The following is a 19416-nucleotide window of genomic DNA, read 5'->3' on the forward strand; positions in this document are numbered from 1 at the left end:
GTCAACCCATTCATAAGTGCGTATCGGCCAAGTTCCGGCCAACGCGTGGGCAGCTTGCGATGCATAAGGTAAACTGCCGCCTCTTTCTATACCTATAACGATTCGCCTGATGCCCACGACGTTTCAAGAGATTCCCCGCAAGCGCCCGACCACGCCCCTGCTGGACCGCGCCAACACGCCGGACGGCCTGCGTCGCCTGGGTGAAGCCGAGCTGGAAACCCTGGCCGATGAGTTGCGCCTGGAGCTGCTCTACACGGTCGGCCAGACCGGTGGGCACTTCGGCGCGGGCCTGGGCGTCATCGAGCTGACGATCGCGTTGCATTACGTGTTCGACACCCCGGACGACCGGCTGGTGTGGGACGTCGGGCACCAGGCCTACCCGCACAAGATCCTCACCGGTCGTCGCGAGCGCATGGGCACGCTGCGTCAGAAGGACGGTATCGCCGCCTTCCCGCGCCGCTCCGAGAGCGAATACGACACCTTTGGCGTCGGTCACTCCAGCACCTCCATCAGCGCCGCCCTGGGCATGGCGATTGCCGCTCGCCTGCAAAACAGCGAGCGCAAGGCCATTGCCGTGATCGGCGACGGCGCACTGACCGCGGGCATGGCCTTCGAGGCGCTGAATCACGCGCCGGAAGTCGACGCCAACATGCTGGTGATCCTCAACGACAACGACATGTCGATCTCGCGCAACGTTGGCGGTTTGTCCAACTACCTGGCGAAGATCCTCTCCAGCCGCACCTACGCCAGCATGCGCGAAGGCAGCAAGAAAGTGCTGTCGCGCCTGCCCGGCGCCTGGGAAATCGCCCGCCGTACCGAAGAATACGCCAAGGGCATGCTGGTCCCCGGCACGCTGTTCGAGGAACTGGGCTGGAACTACATCGGCCCCATCGACGGCCATGACCTGCCCACGCTGATCGCCACCCTGCGCAACATGCGCGACCTCAAGGGCCCGCAGTTCCTGCACGTGGTCACCAAGAAAGGCAAAGGCTTCGCCCCGGCGGAAGTCGACCCGATCGGCTACCACGCCATCACCAAGCTCGAACCCCTGGACGCTCCGGCGGCCGCGCCGAAAAAGGCCGGCGGACCGAAGTACTCCGGCGTCTTCGGCCAATGGCTGTGCGACATGGCCGCCGCCGACCCACGCCTGGTGGGCATCACCCCGGCGATGAAGGAAGGCTCGGACCTGGTGGCCTTCAGCGAACGCTACCCGCAACGCTATTTCGACGTGGCGATTGCCGAGCAGCACGCCGTGACTCTCGCCGCCGGCATGGCCTGTGAAGGCGCCAAGCCGGTGGTGGCGATCTATTCGACGTTCCTGCAACGGGCCTACGACCAACTGATTCATGACGTCGCCGTACAGAACCTCGACGTGCTGTTCGCCATCGACCGCGCCGGCCTGGTGGGCGAAGACGGCCCGACCCACGCCGGCAGCTTCGACCTGTCGTTCCTGCGCTGCATCCCCGGCATGCTGGTGATGACCCCGAGCGATGAAAACGAGCTGCGCAAGATGCTCACCACCGGCCACCTGTTCAATGGCCCGGCGGCAGTGCGCTACCCACGTGGCACCGGCCCGAACGCGACGATCTCGACCGACCTCGAGCCGATCGAGATCGGCAAGGGTGTGATCCGCCGCCAGGGCAAGCAAACCGCCCTGCTGGTGTTCGGCGTGCAACTGGCCGAAGCCCTGAAAGTCGCCGAGACCCTGGACGCCACCGTGGTGGACATGCGCTTCGTCAAACCCCTGGACGAAGCCCTGGTGCGCGAGATGGCCGGCAGCCATGACCTGCTGGTAACGATCGAGGAAAACGCCATCATGGGCGGCGCCGGCGCGGCGGTCAGCGAATTCCTGGCGCGGGAGAACATCCTCAAGTCCGTGCTGCACCTGGGCTTGCCGGACCTCTATGTCGAACACGCCAAGCCGGCGCAGATGCTGGCCGAATGTGGGTTGGATGAGGTGGGGATCGAAGCGGCGGTGCGCCAGCGGCTGCAACTGCTGGGCCTGTAATTTTCAGACCACACAGTTCCCCTGTGGGAGCGAGCCTGCTCGCGATAGCGGTAGACCAGTCGATATCTACACTGACTGACACACCGCTATCGCGAGCAAGCTCGCTCCCACATTGGTTTTTGTGTGGACCCAGTCATCACGGAACACCCATGAAACTGCGCCTAGCCCTCACCCTCTCCCTGCTCCCCACCCCCGACCTGCTGGCTGACACCTTCGAGCGCGACCAGGCCCTGAAGCTGCCCGACATCGTGATCAGCGCCAACCGCCAGGTCGAAGCCCGCAACGACAGCAGTGCCGCCAATACCGTATTCACCCGCGACGACATCGATCGCTTGCAACCGGCCAGTGTCACCGACTTGCTCAGCCGTGTGCCAGGCGTGCAGGTGGCACCGCTGGGTGGGCGTGGCAGCCTGCCGGGGATTTACATTCGCGGCACCAAATCGGCCCAGAGCCTGGTACTGGTGGACGGTCAGCGCATCGGCAACGCCACCTCCGGCGACAGCAACCTGCAACGCCTGAACATCAACCAGATCGAGCGCGTGGAAGTCCTGCGCGGTTCGCGCTCGGTGATCTACGGTGCCGATGCGGTGGGTGGGGTGATTCAGATTTTCACCCGCCGCGGCAACGAGCAAGGCCTGCAACCGCGCCTGCATGTGGGGGTCGGCAACCATAAGACCTGGGAACGCAGCCTGGGCCTGTCCGGCGGCGACGACCAGACCCATTTCAACCTCGGCGCCAGCCTCGACGAGAGCGCCGCAAACAATCGGACCCGCGAGTCCTACGCCAGCGACCGCGACGACGACGCCAACCGCAACCAATCCTTCAGCCTGAGCCTGAGCCATGCGGTCAGCGATGACCTGGAAGTCGGCCTGAACCTGCTGGATAACCGCGGCAAAAGCGAATACGACAACCCGTTCGGCCGCTTCGACCCGACCACTTTCGAATCCCTGCCCCAGCAACCCTACAGTGAGTTTGCGGTGAGCAGCTTCAGCACCTATGTGGACGGGCGAATCAACGAGGCCTGGAAATCACGCCTGGAACTGGGCCACAGCGAGAACCGTGAAAAGACCTTCGACAAGCTCAGCGACGTCCGCGAAGTGTTCAACACCTACCGCGATTCCGTGACCTGGCAGAACGACGTGACGCTGAACGAGCGCAACAGCCTGATCGTCGGCGGTGACTGGTATCAGGACCGGGTCAACAGCAGCACGCCGTTCGACGAAGACAGCCGCTGGAACCGTGCCGCGTTCATCCAGCACCGCTTCCAGGCCGAAACCTTCTCCACCGAACTGGGCCTGCGTCGCGACCAGAACCAGCAATTCGGTGGCCAGAACAGCTGGAGCGGCACGCTCACCCTGCCGATCAACCCGGACAACGACGTATTGCTGACCTACAGCGAAAGCTTCCGCGCGCCGACCTTCAACGACCTGTACTACCCGGACTTCAGCAACCCCGACCTGAAACCCGAAACGGCCAAGAGCTACGAGCTGCAATGGCGCAGCCAGCTGAGCGACAGCGCCCGCCTGGAGACCTCGCTGTACCGAACGGACCTGGAAGACGCGATCATCTTTGGCAGCAACTCACGCCCGCAGAACGTCGCCTCGGCGCGGATCAACGGTTTTGAGATGGCCTACCTGCAGGATGTGTTCGGCTGGCAGGGCAACCTGGGCCTAGCCATCATCGACCCACGCGACCGCGACAGCGGCCACACCCTGGCCCGCCGCGCCCGGCGGACCTTGAGCCTGGACCTGGACCGCCAATTCGATCGCCTGGGCCTGGGCACCACCTGGCAAGCGGTGAGTGGCAGCTACGACGATGAAAACAACCGCAATGCCCTGGGTGGCTATGCCCTGCTCGGGCTGCGCGGCAGTTGGGCGTTGACCCGGGAGGTCAAGCTGGAGATGAAGGTGGATAACCTGCTGGACAAGAGTTACAGCCGGGCGTTGTATAGCCATGAGGGTCAGCAGTATGGGTATCGGGAAGAAGGTCGGGCGTGGTTGCTTGGGGTGACGTGGACCCCGGAACTCTGATCCAGAGCCAGCCGCGCCTGGGCTGGCCTCATCGCGAGCAAGCTCGCTCCCACAGTTGATCTTCAGTGGCCACAGGTTTTGTGTTCACAACACAATCCATGTGGGAGCGAGCTTGCTCGCGATGGCAGGCACCGCGGTCTATCTGTCTGGCGCAATCAACTCACACAACCGCGCCGTCGCCTCGATCATCTGCCCACTGGGCCGCTCCAGCCCTTTGTCATTGACCAGCAACAACCGCCCCTGCGCCACCGGCCAGGTTTTCCAGGCATCGAGCTGCGCCTGCTCCGTGGCCAGGATGACCTGAGGGTTGCGTTGCAGCACCGCTTCCACACTCACCTGCGGGGCTGGCACGCTCAGGTCGGCAAAGACGTTGCGGGCCCCGCACACCGCCAGCGCATCACTGATGATCTGCCCGCCCCCGACGGTGTACAGCGGCCGGTCCCAGACCTGGTAGAACACCGGCAACGGCGGGTCCCGTCGATAGCGCTGGCGTAAGGCCTCAAGACGCACACGCAACTGCGCCGCCCGGTGCACGCCCCGCTCCGGGCGGCCGAGCTGCAGGGCAATGTCTTCAATTTGCGCGATGAGTTGGTCGAGGCTGCGGGGCTCGGCGACATAAATGGGAATACCCAAGCCCTTGAGCTGCTCGCGCTGGGCCGGGCCGACACTGCCGGGCCAGAGCAGGAGCAGGTCGGGCTGGAGGCTGAGCAAGCGCTCCATGTCCAGTTGGCCGTATCGCCCTACGGAAGGCAGGTCTTTAAGGATTGGCGGACGATCGCCGCCATCCAGCACGCCCACCAAGAGGTCGGCGGAGCCCAGTTCAACGACGATTTCCGACAACGACGGCGCGAGGCTGACGACCCGCGAAGCCGCCATCGTCGAGGCGCTGACGGCCAGCAGCAAGACCGCCAGCCAGCGGTTCATCAGCCGAGTTGGCGCGGGATGCGGTACAGGTAGAACAACACGGCGGTCGACAAGGCCAGCAGCATCAACGGCACCGCTTCCAGGCCAACGAACACCGCAAGGGCACCGACCCAGGCCGGTAGCCCGGCCACCAGGAAGGCAGCCCGACGACGGGCCGCCAGGTCAATCCAGGCCTGAGGTTCTTCGGGCGTGTCGAGGGCTTTCTGGGTGGTGATCAAGGCTTTTTTATAAGGTCCGAAGAATCGCAGGCTGACAAACATCGACGCCACGCCGGCAATGAACAGCGGCATTGCCAGCACCGGCAGAATCGCTTCGCCCTGGCCGAACACCGCATTGATCACGAACAGTGGCAGCAAGGCCAGGGCCAGGTATTTCCACCAACTGACGGACAGCCGCCGCCGGACCTGACCGCGCGTCACGCCCGGTCAACCTCGCCTTGGTGCTCGTTACCCATCATGTGGTCGAGCTTGCTGGCCTTGGTCGCCAGGTAGAGTTTGTTGTGGGGGTTGTGGCCGGTGTGCAGCGGCACACGCTCAGCCACAACGATGCCCATGTCGATCAAGGCCTTGACCTTGCGTGGGTTGTTGGTCATCAGCCGCAGGGACTTGATACCCAGGTGTTCGAGCATCGGCAAGCAAATGCTGTAGTCACGCAGGTCGGCGGCAAAGCCCAGGCGCTCGTTGGCCTCCACGGTATCGGCGCCGCCATCTTGCAGTTCATAGGCGCGGATCTTGTTCAGCAGGCCAATACCACGCCCTTCCTGACGCAGGTACAGCAACACACCACGGCCTTCACGGGCAATGGCCTGCAGCGCGGCCTCGAGTTGCGAACCGCAATCGCAGCGCTGGCTGAACAGGGCGTCGCCGGTCAGGCATTCGGAATGCAGGCGGCCCAGCACCGGCGCACCGTCGGCGAAATCACCCAGGCTCAGCACGACGTGCTCGCGGCCGGTGGCTTCATCGAGAAAACCATGCATGGTGAATTGCGCAAAGGGCGTTGGCAGCTTGGAAGCGGCAACAAAAACGACAGGCACCGGTGTGCTCCTGATCTAGTACTGGAGATTCGCAGAGGCGGGCATTGTAACAGCACGATCCGACCGACGCTTAGGCTGAATTATCGCTAGTGATCATCGATAAGATTGATCATGGCTTCGGTGGCTTGCCATTCTCGTCGAAAGGATAGGGTTGCTTCCAGCGTTCGAAAATCGGTTTCAACTCGCCGCTCTTCACCAGCACTTCCATGCGTCGGTCGAACAGCGCCCGCAACGTACGGCCGTTTTCGTTGTTGGCGAAACCCAGGTACAGCGGCAAATTGATCAGCGGCGAAAGCTTGAATTGCTTGGGATCGTCGGCCTTGGCGAGCACATCCTGGATTTCCATCAACGCATCGATATAAAAATCGGCACGATCATGGGCCAGCATCGGCAAGATACCCACGGCGCGGTGAATCTCATTGAAACGCCGGATGTTGGGCAGGTAGTTGTTGTATTCGTACCCGCGCATCCACACCAGTCGATAGTTGCCAATCGTCGCCAGCGTCGGTGAAGGCTTGGAGGCCAACCCCAGGGCATAGATATGATCGACGTCGTAGTGCCAATGCGGGTAAAGCAGCCCTTCGGTTTCATCGCGATAAGCGCCGACCTGTGCATCCATCTCCCCACGCTGCACCAACCCGATCGAGCGGGTGTAGGGCACGCTGCGGATCTCCAGCTTGACGCCTTCAGGCTCGAAGACCGCGCGCAAGATGTCCCAGCCCATGCCCCGGCCATCGGCCTGGGTGTAATCGGCCCACTCTTCGCTGGCCGCACGGATCTTGTCAGGCAGCGGCGTCGACTCGGCCACCCTTGTACCCACACAGGTTCCTAAACACAGCAACAGCAGTAGTGCGCGGCTTACGCCCATGCCTGACTCCCTCAGGTGAAACACCACACCAATCCTTGCATTGCCAACCAGGCGAAAACCCCGGCCAACACATCATCAAGCATGATACCGACACCTCCGTGTACGTGCCGGTCAATCCAGCGGATCGGCCACGGCTTGAGGATATCGAAGAAACGGAACACCAGGAAACCCGCCAGCAACCAATACCAGCCTTCCGGTACCAGCCACAAGGTGATCCACATGCCGACCATTTCGTCCCAGACGATGCCTTCATGATCGTGCACCCGAAGGTCGTCCGCCACTTTGCCACACAGCCAGAAGCCAAACAGCATGGTGATGCCCAGCATCAGCCAGTAGCCCCAGTCCGGCAACATCTGCCACAACGGTATGAAGGGTAGCGCAACCAGCGAGCCCCAGGTACCCGGGGCCTTGGGCAACGTACCCGAACCGAAGCCAAATGCCAGGAAATGCCAGGGATTGCGCCAGACCGAAGGCGGAACGAACTCTGCCGGGACCTGGTTGGGATGATCTGTCACGGTGTCTCCCGAAAATGTTGATAGCCCCGCACTGGCGGGGTGATGTCGTGCCCGACGCTGTCGACCAGCGTGACGCCTTGCCCGGCCAGTACGCTGCCGATCACGTGGATCGGCCAGCCGGCGGCTTGCAACGCCGACAATCGGCTCGGTGGCACGGCGAACAACAGCACGTAATCGTCACCGCCGCTCAGGGCGACCTGCTCGGCATCCGCCTGGCCAAGAAACGCTACCAGAGCATTGGACAACGGCAGTCGGTCCCGTTCAACCTGCAAGGCCACCCCGGACGCCAGGGCGATATGCCCGCAATCGGCCAGCAGGCCATCGGAAATATCCATCGCCGCGCTGGCCTTGCCCCGCAACGCCAGGCCCAGGTCGATCTGCGGACGTGGCGACCAATAATGGGCCAGCAACGGCTCGGCAATCGCAGGTTCGGCGCTGCGCTGGCCGAGCACCAGCGGCAACGCGCCGGCGGCATTACCCAATTCGCCGCCCACACACAGCAGGTCGCCGGGCCGCGCGCCGCTGCGGGTCAGGGCCTGGCCGGACGGTACGTGGCCAAACACCGTCATGGTCAGGCTCAGGGGCCCCCGTGTGGTGTCCCCCCCCACCAGCGCCACGCCACAGGCCTGGGCCATCTGGTTCAAACCGCGGGCATAGGCTTGCAGCCAATCGGCGGTCACCGTCGGCAAGGTCAGGGCAAGGGTAAAGGCGAAAGGCTTGGCGCCCATGGCGGCCAGGTCACTGACCGCCACGGCCAGCGAGCGCTGACCGAGCAGGAACGGCTCGCAAGGGTCTGGAAAATGCACACCGGCCACGAGCGTGTCGGTGGACACCGCCAGCTGTTCCCCGGGAGGAACGGCCAGCAGGGCGCAGTCGTCGCCAATCCCCAGTGCAACGCCCTCGCCGCCCTGCGCGCAAGGCGCGGCGGCGAAGTAGTTACGGATCAGCTCAAATTCACCCATCAAGTGTCGTTCAAACGCCAATCAGCGCTTGAACGCCTTCACTTCAGCTTCACGCAGACGTGGGGCGAGCTTGTCGAGCACACCGTTGACGAATTTGTGGCCATCGGTGGATCCGAAGACTTTCGCCAGCTCGATCCCTTCGTTGATCACCACGCGGTACGGTACGTCGACGCGCTTGAGCAGTTCCCAGGTGGACAGGCGCAGCACCGCCAGCTCAACCGGATCCAGCTCTTCGATGGTCAGGTCCAGGCAAGGCGTGAGCGCGGTGTCGATTTCGGTCTTGAACTGCGGGACCCCGTGCAGGATCTCGCGGAAGTAAGCGCCATCGACATCACTGAAATCGTTGTCGACCCGAAACTGCGCTTCGATCTCGTTCAGCGATTGCTTGGCCATGTGCCATTGGTACAGTGCCTGGGTCGCGAGCTGACGGGCTTCGCGACGCTTGACGCTTTTCGATGGCTTGCCGGCATCCGCAGGCTTTGGATCGCGCGGGTTGAAACGATCGCTTTCGTCGCTAATCACTTGGCCTCCAACTGCGCCAGCAGGCTGACCATTTCCAGGGCGGACAGGGCAGCTTCGGCACCTTTGTTACCGGCCTTGGTGCCGGAACGTTCGATGGCTTGCTCGATGGAGTCAACGGTCAGTACGCCGAAAGCGACTGGCACGCCGAATTCCATGGACACCTGGGCCAGGCCCTTGGTGCATTCGCCGGCCACGTATTCGAAGTGCGGAGTACCGCCACGAATGACCGCGCCCAGGGCGATAATCGCCGCATATTCGCCCTTTTGAGCGACTTTCTGCGCAACCAGCGGAATTTCGAAGGCGCCAGGGGCACGGATGATGGTGATATCGCTTTCGCTCACGCCATGGCGAACCAGGGCATCAACCGCACCGCCAACCAGGCTCTCGACCACGAAACTGTTGAAGCGGCCCACTACCAGAGCGTAGCGGCCTTTGGGGGCGATGAAGGTACCTTCGATGGTCTTCAGGGTCATTCGTCAGATCTCTTAAAGAGCCGGAGCGCGTTCTATAACGCGCTCCTCAGTGATATTAGCCACGAATACTGCACCGCAAATCCCGTCATGCTGTTCATTTCAAGCTTTTGTGGCGAGGACACTAACTCCCGCCGAACCACGTCGTAGGAGCTGTCGAGTGCAACGAGGCTGCGATCTTTCCCCAGACACTTGAGTCCCAAGCGAAAGATCAAAATCAAAAGATCGCAGCCTTCGGCAGCTCCTACACCCGCCAGGAGCAAGCTCCCTCGCCACAATGAATCCAACAAGCCTTAAGTGAACAACAATGCCGAAATCTCCGGGCTATTATTCGGAGGGCACGTATTCTACAACTTCCAGATCGAAACCGGATATCGCATTAAATTTCATCGGTGCGCTCATCAGGCGCATTTTACGCACGCCCAGGTCACGAAGGATCTGCGAACCGGCACCGACAATGCTGTAGGTGGTCGGTTTTTTCACCGCCGCCTGGTCGCCGGTTTCGCGGATGTGCGCCAGCAGCACGTCGCCATCGAGCGGGTGACCGAGCAGCAGCACCACGCCGCTGCCGGCCTCGGCTACCGCAGCCATGGCGGCCCGCAAGCTCCAGCGGCCGGGTTGCTTGACCATCAACAGGTCACGCAGCGGGTCCATGTTGTGCACCCGCACCAGGGTCGGCTCTTCGGCACACACGGTGCCCAGGGTCAGCGCCATGTGCACGTCGCCTTCCACCGAGTCGCGGTAGGTCACCAGGTTGAACTGGCCCAGTTCGCTGTCCAGCGGCTGCTCGGCAATCCGCTGAACGGTACGTTCGTGGATCATCCGGTAGTGGATCAGGTCGGCGATGGTGCCGATCTTGATGTTGTGTTCGGCGGCGAAGGTTTCCAGCTCCGCACGACGGGACATGGTGCCGTCGTCGTTCATCACTTCGCAGATCACGCCGCTGGGTTCAAAGCCCGCCATGCGCGCCAGGTCGCAGGCCGCTTCGGTGTGGCCGGCGCGGGCCAGGGTGCCACCAGCTTGGGCCATCAGCGGGAAGATGTGGCCGGGGCTGACGATGTCTTCGGCCTTGGCGTCCCGGGCGGCAGCGGCCTGCACGGTGCGCGCGCGGTCGGCAGCGGAAATACCGGTGGTCACGCCCTCGGCGGCCTCGATGGACACGGTGAACTTGGTGCCGAATCCCGAGCCGTTGCGCGGCGCCATCAGCGGCAGCTTCAGCAGCTCGCAGCGCTCGCGGGTCATCGGCATGCAGATCAGGCCACGGGCGTGCTTGGCCATGAAGTTGATGTGCTCGGCCTTGCAGCATTCGGCGGCCATGATCAGGTCGCCTTCGTTCTCGCGGTCTTCGTCATCCATGAGGATGACCATCTTGCCTTGGCGGATGTCTTCAACCAGTTCTTCGATGCTATTGAGCGCCACGCGGCACCCCCTTGGGTCAGGATTTGAGGTAGCCGTTGGCGGCCAGAAAACTTTCAGTGATGTTACCCGGCTTTTGTGGGGAGCCCGGCTCTGCGGCCTTGTCGCCCAACAACAGGCGCTCCAGGTAACGGGCCAGCAAGTCGACTTCCAGGTTCACCCGGCGACCTGGCCGGTACGAGGCCATGATGGTTTCGCTCAGGGTGTGGGGAATGATTGTCAGCAGGAATTCGGCGCCATCCACCGCGTTGACCGTCAGGCTGGTGCCGTCGACGGTGATCGAGCCTTTGTGGGCAATGTACTTGGCCAGTTCCTTCGGCGCGCGAATGCGAAACTCCACGGCCCGGGCGTTATCCGTGCGCGAGACCACTTCACCGACGCCGTCCACGTGGCCGCTGACCAGGTGCCCGCCCAGGCGAGTGGTGGGGGTCAGGGCTTTTTCCAGGTTGACCGGGCTGCCGCTCTTGAGGTCGTTCATGGCCGTGCAGTCGAGGGTTTCGCGGCTGACGTCCGCCAGGAAACCGTTGCCCGGCAATTCGACGGCCGTCAGGCACACGCCGTTGACCGCAATGCTGTCGCCCAACTTGACGTCGCTCAGGTCGAGCTTGCCGGTTTCGACGTAGACCCGCACATCGCCGCCCTTGGGGGTGAGTGCACGGATGCTGCCGATGGATTCGATGATGCCGGTAAACATGGAGTCCTCCTCGAGAACGGGCCGCCGCTTGCGCGAAAGCCGGGAATTATACGCTCGCCTGCGCAACGGGAACGGCGATGACTCGCCAGTCATCGCCCACGGCGCGGATTTCGGTGATTTTCAGCTGCGGGGCATCTTTCATCTGCGCCAGTGGCCAGTCCAACAGCGGCCGCGCCGAAGAACCGAGGAACTTGCCGGCGATGAAAATCTGGAACTCGTCGACCAGCCCCTGCTGGGCAAAAGCCCCCGCCAGGCGCGGACCGGCTTCCACCAGCACCTCGTTGACGCCACGGCCCGCCAGCTCCACCAGCAGGCGATGCAGATCGACCTGGCCGTCATCGCCTGCCACGATCATGCATTCGGGGCCGTTGGCGTATTGTTCTTCTACTGCCATACAGGTAGCGACCAGCGCCGGGCCAGCCTTGAAAAACGCGGAGTCCAGCGGCACCCGCAGACGCCCGTCCACCAACACCCGCAGCGGCGGACGGCTCATGACCAACGCCGTCTGCTCGGCATCGAGCCCCAACTCATCGGCGCGCACGGTCAACCGGGCGTTGTCCGCCAGCACCGTGTCGGCGCCGGTCAGCACCACGCTGGCCTGGGCGCGCAGGCGTTGGACCGCCGAGCGTGCAGCGGCGCCAGTGATCCACTGGCTTTCGCCGCTTTCCATGGCGGTGCGGCCATCGAGGCTCATGGCGAGTTTGACCCGCACGAACGGCAGCCCCTGCTCCATGCGCTTGAGGAAACCTTCATTGAGCTTGCGTGCTTCACCCTCCAGCACGCCGCTTTCGGTGGCGATGCCGGCCTGGGCCAGCCGTTGCAGGCCACGCCCGGCGACTTCCGGGTTGGGGTCCTGCATCGCCGCCACCACCCGCGCCACGCCGGCGTTGACCAGCGCATCGGCACACGGCGGCGTACGCCCGTGATGGCTGCACGGCTCAAGGGTCACGTAAGCCGTGGCGCCGCGGGCCTGTTCGCCAGCGGCGCGCAGGGCATGGACTTCGGCATGGGGCTCACCGGCGCGGATGTGCCAACCTTCGCCGACAATCTGCCCGTCACGCACGATCACGCAACCGACCCGGGGATTGGGGTGGGTGGTGTAGTGACCGCGCCGCGCCAACTCCAGGGCACGGGCCATGTAGTGGGCGTCGAGGACGGCCTGCTGCGCCGAGGCGGTCATTCTTTCACCGGTTCGCGGGCCAGGCGGTCGATTTCTTCGCGGAACTCGTTCAGATCCTGGAAGCGCCGGTACACCGAGGCGAAACGGATGTAGGCGACTTCATCGAGCTTCTGCAGCTCGGCCATCACCAACTCACCGACCACCAGGGATTTGACCTCGCGCTCGCCGGTCGCCCGCAACTTGTGCTTGATGTGCACCAGCGCCGCTTCCAGGCGCTCGACGCTCACCGGGCGTTTTTCCAGGGCGCGCTGCATGCCGGCGCGCAGTTTTTCTTCGTCGAACGGCTGGCGGCTGCCGTCGGTTTTGATCAGGCGCGGCAACACCAGTTCAGCGGTCTCGAACGTCGTGAAACGTTCGCCGCAAGCCAGGCATTCGCGGCGGCGGCGGACTTGTTCGCCCTCGGCGACCAGTCGCGAGTCGATGACCTTGGTGTCGTTGGCACCGCAGAAGGGACAGTGCATGGTGGCAGGCAACAAAAAAAGGGAGGGCCATGGTAGCGCATCCCACTGGCAAGACAAGCCATAGGGTTTACGGTATACAGACGGGCTTACCGTCAGATCCATGGAATTCACCTTGCTGGAGCCACACATGCCGCTACGATCGCTCGTTTTGCTCAGTCTTTTCAGCCTGCTGATGGCGTGCAGCAGCGACGCCCCCAAGCCCGCCGCTCCCGCCCCGGCCCCAGCGCCGAAACAGGCCCAGGAAAAAGCCCGCCAGGCGGCCGAGCTGGGGCCGCTGCCGGCGTATCAGCGCGAATTGAGCGGCACCTTGCAAGGCGTGCCGGCCGGGGCCGAGGTCGAACTGGCGTTGCTGGTGATCGATGACAAGGACCGCCCACAGCAATTGCTCGCCAGCTCCAGCCTGATCGGCACCAACCAGGCCCTGCCCTTCCGCCTGCGCTTCAACCCCGACGCCTTCCCGGTCGGCGCCCGCGTCGAGCTGCGCGGCCGCGCCAGCCAGTCGGGCCAGTTGATCCTGCACCTGCCGGAGCAGCGCATCAGCCAACCAACCACCCAGGCACTGGGCGCCCTGCAATTCGTCAAAGCGCCATGAGTGCACCGCAGGACCTGCAACGGGCGCTGAGTGAATTGCTCGGTGACGCGCGCCTGGTCGCTTGCCCGCTACCCGGCGCCGACTTGAAGTTGTGGCTGATCGACGGCGACAACATGGACCGTGCCTTCAGCCCGGAAGAAACCCGGCGCATTCTCCACGAGCCGCCCTATTGGAGCTTCTGTTGGGCCAGCGGCCTGGCGATGGCCCGCTACCTGGCCGAACAGCCGCAGTGGGTCGAGGGCAAGCGCATATTGGATTTTGGCGCCGGTTCCGGCGTGGCGGGCATCGCGGCGGTCAAGGCCGGGGCGCTGGAGGTGGTGGCCTGCGACCTCGACCCGTTGGCGATTGCCGCGTGCCGGGCCAATGCCGCGCTCAATGGCGTGGAGCTGGGGTATTCAACGGATTTCTTCGCCGAGGCCGATCGCTTCGACCTGATCCTGGTCGCCGATGTGCTCTACGACCGGGCCAACCTGCCGCTGCTCGATCAATTCCTCAGCCGTGGCCGCGAGGCGCTGGTGGCCGACTCCCGGGTGCGGGATTTCCAGCATCCGCTGTACCGACGCATCGACATGCTCCAGGCCATGACCTTGCCGGACCTGGCCGAGCCTGAAGAGTTTCGGCATGTGAGCCTGTACCACGCGCGGCGCTAGCCTTAAAAGCATCGCGAGCAAGCTCGCTCCCACGGGGGTCGCATGAACACTTGAGATCTCTTGTGGGAGCGAGCTTGCTCGCGATGAGGCCCTACCAACCAATACACCTCTCACTGCCACCCGCTTTCAGCCACCCCCACCAAGCCGTATAGTTGCCCCATTCAAGCGCTCTACGAGATTGCCCATGACTCAGGAAACGCCCTACATCTTCGACGCCACCACCGCCGATTTCGACCAGTCGGTGATCGCGAACTCTTTCCACAAACCGGTGCTGGTGGATTTCTGGGCCGAGTGGTGTGCGCCGTGCAAGGCGCTGATGCCGATGCTGCAAACCATTGCCGAGAGCTATCAAGGCGAACTGCTGCTGGCCAAGGTCAACTGCGACATCGAGCAGGACATTGTCGCCCGCTTCGGCATTCGCAGCCTGCCAACGGTGGTGTTGTTCAAGGACGGCCAACCCGTCGACGGCTTTGCCGGTGCCCAGCCGGAATCGGCCGTGCGAACCATGCTCGAACCCCATGTGCAGATGCCGCCTCCGGCTGCGGCCGACCCATTCGAACAGGCCCAGGCGCTGTTCGACGACGGTCGCTTCGCCGACGCGGAAGCCCTGCTCACGGTATTGCTGGGTGAAGACAACACCAACGCCAAGGCCCTGATCCTGTATGCCCGCTGCCTGACCGAGCGCGGTGAGTTGGACGAAGCGCAGACCGTGCTCGACGCGGTGAAAAGCGACGAGCACAAGGCCGCCCTCGCCGGCGCCAAGGCGCAGATCCAGTTCCTCGGCCTGGCCAAGCACCTGCCGGACGCCGCCGACCTCAAGGCGCGCCTGGCGAAAGACCCGCAGGACGATGAAGCGGTGTACCAACTGGCGATCCAGCAACTGGCGCGCCAGCAGTACGAAGCGGCCCTCGATGCACTGCTCAAGCTGTTCATGCGTAACCGCAGCTACAGCGAAGGCTTGCCGCACAAGACTTTGTTGCAGGTGTTCGAACTGCTGGGCAACGATCATCCGCTGGTGACGACTTATCGTCGCAAGCTGTTCGCCGCGTTGTATTGATTCCTCTGTAGGAGCTGCCGAGCGAAGCGAGGCTGCGATCCTTTGATCTTTCGCTTGAGATTCAAGCGTCTGGGTAAAGATCGCAGCCTCGCTTCGCTCGTCAGCTCCTACACGCTCCTACACGCTCCTACGCGTTTTCGTGCCAGCTGTAGAGCGGTGTGTCACCGCCGCTGATCACTTTTACATCCGGGCTATGGCGCAAGCGCACCAACAGGCGCTTGCCCGCCGAGGCGCTGCCGGTCAGGCCTTCCAGCTGTTCCAGCAAGTCCGGGCCGCTCAATTGCCCGGCCTTGCGCAGCAGCTCCTTGGCGATCTGCCACTGGGCATCGTCCTGACTCACTGGATTGGCCACCGGTTTGGTCGCCGGGGCCGCCACACTCTCGGACTTGGCCACTTGCAACTGCGCGCCGAGCTGCGCCCAGTCTCCCTCATCCATTTCGATCGACAAGTCCACCGGCCAATCGCCGACGGTTCCGCGTATCCGCAACATCACCGTGCTCCTGAATATTTCATGTTCGCATGCTCCCATGGCCCTTGCGCGACGCCAAGCAGACGGTCAAACTCTCCGCACTTTCGTTATAAGATTACATAACCTTTTCGGAGACTCGTCATGCGTCGTCTGCTTCTCGCTTTGCCGTTCGCCCTGCTGCCATTAGCTGTCGCTCATGCGGCGGTCGAGCATGATCATGACCACGAGCACGGCAGCCTGGGCGCCCATGAACACGGTGTGGGCCGGTTGAACGCCGCCCTGGACGGTCAGACCCTGGAGCTGGAACTGGAAAGCCCGGCGATGAACCTGGTGGGCTTCGAACATGCCGCCACCAGCGATGCCGACAAGGCCAAGGTCGCTGCCGTACGCGCGCAGCTGGACAAGCCACTGGCGTTGTTCAACCTGCCGGCCGCCGCCAAATGCACCGTGGCCCAACAGGAACTGGAAAGCCCGCTGTTCGGCGATGAACCGGACCACGAAGAGCATGACGAAGACGCCGACGAGCACCACGGCGAGCACAGTGAGATCCATGCCCATTACCAATTCACCTGCGCCACCCCGGGTGCACTGAAGAACCTGGACCTGGCGACCCTGTTCAAAACCTTCCCGGCCACCCAGAAAATTCAGGTACAACTGATCAGCCCGAGCGGCCAGCAAGGCGTGGAAGTGACGGCCAAGGCGCCAGCCCTGAAGTTCTGATCCACCGCAAAACCCAATGTGGGAGCAAGCCTGGTGGGAGCAAAGCTTGCTCGCCATAGCGGTCCGACAGTCAACATCCAAGTTGAATGTAATGACCTCATCGCGAGCAAGCTCAGCTCCCACAGGTGTTCCACAGGTTCCACTATTTGAAGCGGCAAACATGACCCAAGCACTCATCGAACTCTCCGACCTGGGCTTCAGTTGGCCCGGGCATCTACCGTTGCTGGATATCCCGGCATTTCGCCTGGAGGCCGGTGAGACGCTGTTTCTCAAGGGCCCGAGCGGCAGTGGCAAGACCACCTTGCTGGGGCTGCTCGGCGGTGTGCAGACGCCGGATCGCGGCAGCATCCGCTTGCTCGGCCAGGAACTCACCGAACTGGGCGCCGGCAGCCGCGATCGCTTTCGCGTCGACCACACCGGCTACATCTTCCAGCAGTTCAACCTGCTGCCATTTCTCTCTGTGCGCGAGAACGTCGAACTGCCCTGCCACTTCTCCAAGCTGCGCGCACAACGGGCCATCCAGCGCCACGGCAGCGTCAATCAGGCCGCCGCCACGCTGCTGGCCCACCTGGGCTTGACCGACCCGAACCTGCTGGAACGGCGCGCCGACTCGTTGTCCATCGGCCAGCAACAACGGGTCGCCGCCGCCCGGGCGCTGATCGGCCAGCCGGAACTGGTGATCGCCGACGAACCGACTTCGGCCCTGGACTACGACGCCCGGGAAAACTTCCTGCGGCTGCTGTTCGCCGAATGCCGCGAGGCCGGGTCGAGTCTGTTGTTCGTCAGCCACGACCAGAGCCTGGCGCCGCTGTTCGACCGCAACCTGTCGCTGGCCGATCTCAATCGCGCCGCCACGCCACTCGAGGTTTGAGATGTATTTGTTCCGTCTAGCCATGGCCAGCCTGGCGAACCGCCGCTTCACCGCGATCCTCACCGCGTTTGCCATCGCCCTTTCTGTTTGTCTGTTGCTGGCAGTGGAGCGGGTACGTACCGAGGCGCGGGCCAGTTTCGCCAGCACCATCAGTGGCACCGACCTGATCGTCGGCGCCCGCTCCGGTTCAGTGAACCTGCTGTTGTATTCGGTGTTTCGCATCGGCAACGCCACCAACAACATCCGCTGGGACAGCTTCGAACACTTCGCCAGCAACCCGAAAGTGAAGTGGGCGATCCCCATGTCCCTCGGCGACTCCCACCGCGGTTATCGGGTGATGGGCACCACCGAGGCTTACTTCGAGCATTACCAGTACGGCCGCCAGCAGCATCTGGAACTGGCCGACGGCCGGGCTTTCGCAACCGATCCGTTCGAAGTGGTGCTCGGTGCCGAAGTGGCCGAGGCGCTGCACTACAAGCTCGGCGACAAGCTGGTGCTGGCCCACGGTGTGGCAGTGGTCAGCCTGGTCAAGCACGACGACAAGCCCTTCACCGTGGTCGGGATTCTCAAGCGCACCGGCACCCCGGTGGACCGCACGCTGCACATCAGCCTCGGCGGCATGGAGGCGATCCACATCGACTGGAAGAACGGTGTGCCGGCCCAGGGCAATGGCCGCATCAGCGCCGACCAGGCCCGCAACATGGACCTCACGCCCCAGGCAATTACCGCGTTCATGCTCGGCCTCAATAGCAAGATTTCCACCTTTGCCTTGCAACGCGAGATCAATGAATTCCGCGGCGAGCCGTTGCTGGCTATCCTGCCGGGCGTGGCGCTGCAGGAATTGTGGAGCCTGATGGGCACGGCGGAAAAAGCCTTGTTCGTGATTTCGTTGTTCGTGGTCCTGACCGGGTTGATCGGCATGCTCACCGCGATCCTCACCAGCCTCAACGAGCGTCGTCGGGAAATGGCGATCCTGCGTTCGGTGGGCGCGCGGCCGTGGCACATCGCTACGCTGCTGGTGCTCGAAGCCTTCGCCCTGGCGCTGGCCGGGGTCACCGCCGGGCTGGCCTTGCTGTACATCGGCATCGCCGCCGCCCAGGGTTACGTGCAGTCGGCCTACGGCTTGTACCTGCCGCTGAGCTGGCCGAGCGAATATGAATGGACGCTGCTGGCTGGCATCCTGGTCGCCGCCCTGCTGATGGGCAGCGTGCCGGCCTGGCGCGCCTATCGCCAATCGTTGGCCGACGGCCTGTCGATTCGTCTATGAGGACCTTGAAGATGCCCCGCGCCCTGCTTGCGCTGTTGATGATGGTCGCCCTGCCACTATGGGCGGCCGAGCCGAGGGACTTGGCCTGGTCGGAAATGATCCCGCCGGACGCGCCGCCGGAAGTGCCGAACATGACCCCGCTGCACGACTTGTCGAAGATGAGCGATGCCCTGGCCGCCGAGTCCACCCCAGCGGCCAAGCAGGATTTGCCCAACGCCCCGGTGGTCAAGGCCCTCGATGGTCAGCAGATTCGTTTGCCGGGCTACATCGTGCCGTTGGAAGTCAGCGAGGAAGGTCGCACCACGGACTTCTTGCTGGTGCCGTATTTCGGTGCCTGCATCCACGTACCGCCACCGCCGTCCAACCAGATCGTGCATGTGAAAAGCGAAGTCGGGGTCAAGCTCGACGAGTTGTATCAACCGTACTGGGTCGAAGGGCCGATGCAGGTCAAGCCGTCCACCAGTGAACTGGCCGATGCCGGGTATCAGATGGAGGCCGAGAAGATTTATGTGTATGAGCTGCCGGAGTGAATCCGGGAGTGATGCGTGGTTTTGAGATCGCTATCGCGAGCAAGCTCGCTCCCACAGTTGATCGTGTTTCCTCGAATAATGTGGGAGTGAGCTTGCTCGCGATGGTTCCCTCGAATTTTCCCATCAGCGCTTTTATTGAGCTGAGTCAATTAAACACCCCCTGACTCATTGAGCTGT

Annotated in this window: 22 protein-coding genes; 9 read left to right on the forward strand and 13 right to left on the reverse strand. The window is 63.2% G+C overall.

The genetic code is table 11. The annotated features are described in order from the left end of the window. Positions 1–109 precede the first annotated feature (109 nt). Both dxs and LOY50_RS25470 read left to right on the forward strand, forming a co-directional pair. Positions 110–2008 (forward strand): 1-deoxy-D-xylulose-5-phosphate synthase, encoded by a 1899-nt coding sequence (gene dxs / locus LOY50_RS25465; protein ID WP_258689491.1) that lies wholly within the window; start codon positions 110–112, stop codon positions 2006–2008. A gap of 149 nt (positions 2009–2157) precedes the next feature. Continuing rightward, positions 2158–4038 (forward strand): TonB-dependent receptor domain-containing protein, encoded by a 1881-nt coding sequence (locus tag LOY50_RS25470; protein ID WP_258689492.1) that lies wholly within the window; start codon positions 2158–2160, stop codon positions 4036–4038. A 138-nt stretch (positions 4039–4176) separates the two neighbouring features. Here LOY50_RS25470 and LOY50_RS25475 read toward each other — a convergent pair whose 3' ends face one another. From LOY50_RS25475 to nrdR, 12 genes are all read right to left on the reverse strand, one after another. Then, a complete protein-coding gene (locus tag LOY50_RS25475) occupies positions 4177–4962 on the reverse strand; it encodes a cobalamin-binding protein (RefSeq protein ID WP_258689494.1) in 786 nt (261 codons plus the stop codon). Next, positions 4962–5381, reverse strand: coding sequence for an MFS transporter (locus LOY50_RS25480; protein ID WP_258689496.1), 420 nt, complete (start codon positions 5379–5381; stop codon positions 4962–4964). Before LOY50_RS25480 ends, LOY50_RS25475 begins: the two co-directional genes overlap by 1 nt. Further along, the gene (ribA, locus tag LOY50_RS25485; protein ID WP_258689497.1) at positions 5378–5995 is read right to left on the reverse strand and encodes a GTP cyclohydrolase II; all 618 of its coding nucleotides are present in this window, start codon (positions 5993–5995) and stop codon (positions 5378–5380) included. Before ribA ends, LOY50_RS25480 begins: the two co-directional genes overlap by 4 nt. Positions 5996–6104: 109 nt before the next feature. Then, complete coding sequence (locus LOY50_RS25490) at positions 6105–6863, reverse strand: ABC transporter substrate-binding protein (protein WP_253469793.1); 759 nt, start codon at positions 6861–6863, stop codon at positions 6105–6107. Positions 6864–6874: 11 nt separating this feature from the next. Next, a complete protein-coding gene (locus LOY50_RS25495; RefSeq protein WP_003206020.1) occupies positions 6875–7378 on the reverse strand; it encodes a phosphatidylglycerophosphatase A in 504 nt (167 codons plus the stop codon). Then, on the reverse strand, positions 7375–8340 hold the full coding sequence (gene thiL, locus LOY50_RS25500) for a thiamine-phosphate kinase (protein WP_258689499.1): 966 nt from the start codon (positions 8338–8340) through the stop codon (positions 7375–7377). Before thiL ends, LOY50_RS25495 begins: the two co-directional genes overlap by 4 nt. A gap of 21 nt (positions 8341–8361) precedes the next feature. Continuing rightward, positions 8362–8862, reverse strand: a complete 501-nt coding sequence (gene nusB / locus LOY50_RS25505; RefSeq protein ID WP_003185935.1) for a transcription antitermination factor NusB — start codon at positions 8860–8862, stop codon at positions 8362–8364. Next, the gene (gene ribE, locus LOY50_RS25510; protein WP_003206025.1) at positions 8859–9335 is read right to left on the reverse strand and encodes a 6,7-dimethyl-8-ribityllumazine synthase; all 477 of its coding nucleotides are present in this window, start codon (positions 9333–9335) and stop codon (positions 8859–8861) included. The genes nusB and ribE overlap by 4 nt, the downstream gene beginning before the upstream one ends. Before the next feature lie 324 nt (positions 9336–9659). Beyond that, on the reverse strand, positions 9660–10751 hold the full coding sequence (gene ribBA / locus LOY50_RS25515) for a bifunctional 3,4-dihydroxy-2-butanone-4-phosphate synthase/GTP cyclohydrolase II (RefSeq protein WP_003206026.1): 1092 nt from the start codon (positions 10749–10751) through the stop codon (positions 9660–9662). Between the two features lie 16 nt (positions 10752–10767). Then, positions 10768–11442, reverse strand: a complete 675-nt coding sequence (locus LOY50_RS25520) for a riboflavin synthase (protein ID WP_018600195.1) — start codon at positions 11440–11442, stop codon at positions 10768–10770. A gap of 46 nt (positions 11443–11488) precedes the next feature. Beyond that, positions 11489–12622 carry a bifunctional diaminohydroxyphosphoribosylaminopyrimidine deaminase/5-amino-6-(5-phosphoribosylamino)uracil reductase RibD gene (ribD, locus tag LOY50_RS25525; RefSeq protein WP_258689501.1) on the reverse strand — a complete coding sequence of 378 codons (1134 nt, stop codon included), beginning with the start codon at positions 12620–12622 and terminating at the stop codon, positions 11489–11491. Next, complete coding sequence (nrdR, locus tag LOY50_RS25530; RefSeq protein ID WP_013694316.1) at positions 12619–13083, reverse strand: transcriptional regulator NrdR; 465 nt, start codon at positions 13081–13083, stop codon at positions 12619–12621. Before nrdR ends, ribD begins: the two co-directional genes overlap by 4 nt. A 127-nt stretch (positions 13084–13210) precedes the next feature. Between nrdR and LOY50_RS25535 the strand changes: the two genes are divergently transcribed. The 3 genes from LOY50_RS25535 to trxA all read left to right on the forward strand — a co-directional run bounded on the left by LOY50_RS25535 (position 13211) and on the right by trxA (position 15382). After that, on the forward strand, positions 13211–13675 hold the full coding sequence (locus tag LOY50_RS25535; protein WP_092225533.1) for a YbaY family lipoprotein: 465 nt from the start codon (positions 13211–13213) through the stop codon (positions 13673–13675). After that, on the forward strand, positions 13672–14325 hold the full coding sequence (locus tag LOY50_RS25540) for a methyltransferase (protein WP_253469804.1): 654 nt from the start codon (positions 13672–13674) through the stop codon (positions 14323–14325). Before LOY50_RS25535 ends, LOY50_RS25540 begins: the two co-directional genes overlap by 4 nt. A 184-nt stretch (positions 14326–14509) precedes the next feature. After that, positions 14510–15382 (forward strand): thioredoxin, encoded by an 873-nt coding sequence (gene trxA / locus LOY50_RS25545; RefSeq protein ID WP_013694317.1) that lies wholly within the window; start codon positions 14510–14512, stop codon positions 15380–15382. 127 nt (positions 15383–15509) lie between these two features. Here trxA and LOY50_RS25550 read toward each other — a convergent pair whose 3' ends face one another. Then, positions 15510–15872 carry a hypothetical protein gene (locus tag LOY50_RS25550; RefSeq protein WP_258689503.1) on the reverse strand — a complete coding sequence of 121 codons (363 nt, stop codon included), beginning with the start codon at positions 15870–15872 and terminating at the stop codon, positions 15510–15512. 120 nt (positions 15873–15992) lie between these two features. On the opposite strand from LOY50_RS25550, the gene LOY50_RS25555 reads away from it, so the two are divergent. The 4 genes from LOY50_RS25555 to LOY50_RS25570 all read left to right on the forward strand — a co-directional run bounded on the left by LOY50_RS25555 (position 15993) and on the right by LOY50_RS25570 (position 19239). Next, positions 15993–16571 carry a DUF2796 domain-containing protein gene (locus LOY50_RS25555; protein WP_258689504.1) on the forward strand — a complete coding sequence of 193 codons (579 nt, stop codon included), beginning with the start codon at positions 15993–15995 and terminating at the stop codon, positions 16569–16571. A 160-nt stretch (positions 16572–16731) separates the two neighbouring features. After that, positions 16732–17442, forward strand: coding sequence for an ABC transporter ATP-binding protein (locus LOY50_RS25560; protein WP_258689506.1), 711 nt, complete (start codon positions 16732–16734; stop codon positions 17440–17442). A 1-nt stretch (position 17443) separates the two neighbouring features. Continuing rightward, positions 17444–18709, forward strand: coding sequence for an ABC transporter permease (locus LOY50_RS25565; protein WP_003206044.1), 1266 nt, complete (start codon positions 17444–17446; stop codon positions 18707–18709). Between the two features lie 11 nt (positions 18710–18720). After that, a complete protein-coding gene (locus LOY50_RS25570) occupies positions 18721–19239 on the forward strand; it encodes a DUF3299 domain-containing protein (protein WP_258689507.1) in 519 nt (172 codons plus the stop codon). The last annotated feature ends 177 nt before the right edge of the window (positions 19240–19416 follow it).

The sequence above is a fragment of the Pseudomonas sp. B21-010 genome (genome assembly GCF_024749325.1).
GTDB classification, from domain to species: Bacteria; Pseudomonadota; Gammaproteobacteria; order Pseudomonadales; family Pseudomonadaceae; genus Aquipseudomonas; species Aquipseudomonas kilonensis.

Coding starts and splice junctions, on each gene's coding strand:
- LOY50_RS25540 (WP_253469804.1), top strand. CDS start 13,672: ATGAGTGCACCGCAGGACCTGCAACGGGCGCTGAGTGAATTGCTCGGT.
- trxA (WP_013694317.1), top strand. CDS start 14,510: ATGACTCAGGAAACGCCCTACATCTTCGACGCCACCACCGCCGATTTC.
- ribD (WP_258689501.1), bottom strand. CDS start 12,622: ATGACCGCCTCGGCGCAGCAGGCCGTCCTCGACGCCCACTACATGGCC.
- LOY50_RS25555 (WP_258689504.1), top strand. CDS start 15,993: ATGCGTCGTCTGCTTCTCGCTTTGCCGTTCGCCCTGCTGCCATTAGCT.
- LOY50_RS25570 (WP_258689507.1), top strand. CDS start 18,721: ATGCCCCGCGCCCTGCTTGCGCTGTTGATGATGGTCGCCCTGCCACTA.
- nrdR (WP_013694316.1), bottom strand. CDS start 13,083: ATGCACTGTCCCTTCTGCGGTGCCAACGACACCAAGGTCATCGACTCG.
- LOY50_RS25490 (WP_253469793.1), bottom strand. CDS start 6,863: ATGGGCGTAAGCCGCGCACTACTGCTGTTGCTGTGTTTAGGAACCTGT.
- ribE (WP_003206025.1), bottom strand. CDS start 9,335: ATGACCCTGAAGACCATCGAAGGTACCTTCATCGCCCCCAAAGGCCGC.
- LOY50_RS25565 (WP_003206044.1), top strand. CDS start 17,444: ATGTATTTGTTCCGTCTAGCCATGGCCAGCCTGGCGAACCGCCGCTTC.
- LOY50_RS25535 (WP_092225533.1), top strand. CDS start 13,211: ATGCCGCTACGATCGCTCGTTTTGCTCAGTCTTTTCAGCCTGCTGATG.
- LOY50_RS25560 (WP_258689506.1), top strand. CDS start 16,732: ATGACCCAAGCACTCATCGAACTCTCCGACCTGGGCTTCAGTTGGCCC.
- dxs (WP_258689491.1), top strand. CDS start 110: ATGCCCACGACGTTTCAAGAGATTCCCCGCAAGCGCCCGACCACGCCC.
- LOY50_RS25550 (WP_258689503.1), bottom strand. CDS start 15,872: ATGTTGCGGATACGCGGAACCGTCGGCGATTGGCCGGTGGACTTGTCG.
- LOY50_RS25475 (WP_258689494.1), bottom strand. CDS start 4,962: ATGAACCGCTGGCTGGCGGTCTTGCTGCTGGCCGTCAGCGCCTCGACG.
- thiL (WP_258689499.1), bottom strand. CDS start 8,340: ATGGGTGAATTTGAGCTGATCCGTAACTACTTCGCCGCCGCGCCTTGC.
- LOY50_RS25470 (WP_258689492.1), top strand. CDS start 2,158: ATGAAACTGCGCCTAGCCCTCACCCTCTCCCTGCTCCCCACCCCCGAC.
- LOY50_RS25520 (WP_018600195.1), bottom strand. CDS start 11,442: ATGTTTACCGGCATCATCGAATCCATCGGCAGCATCCGTGCACTCACC.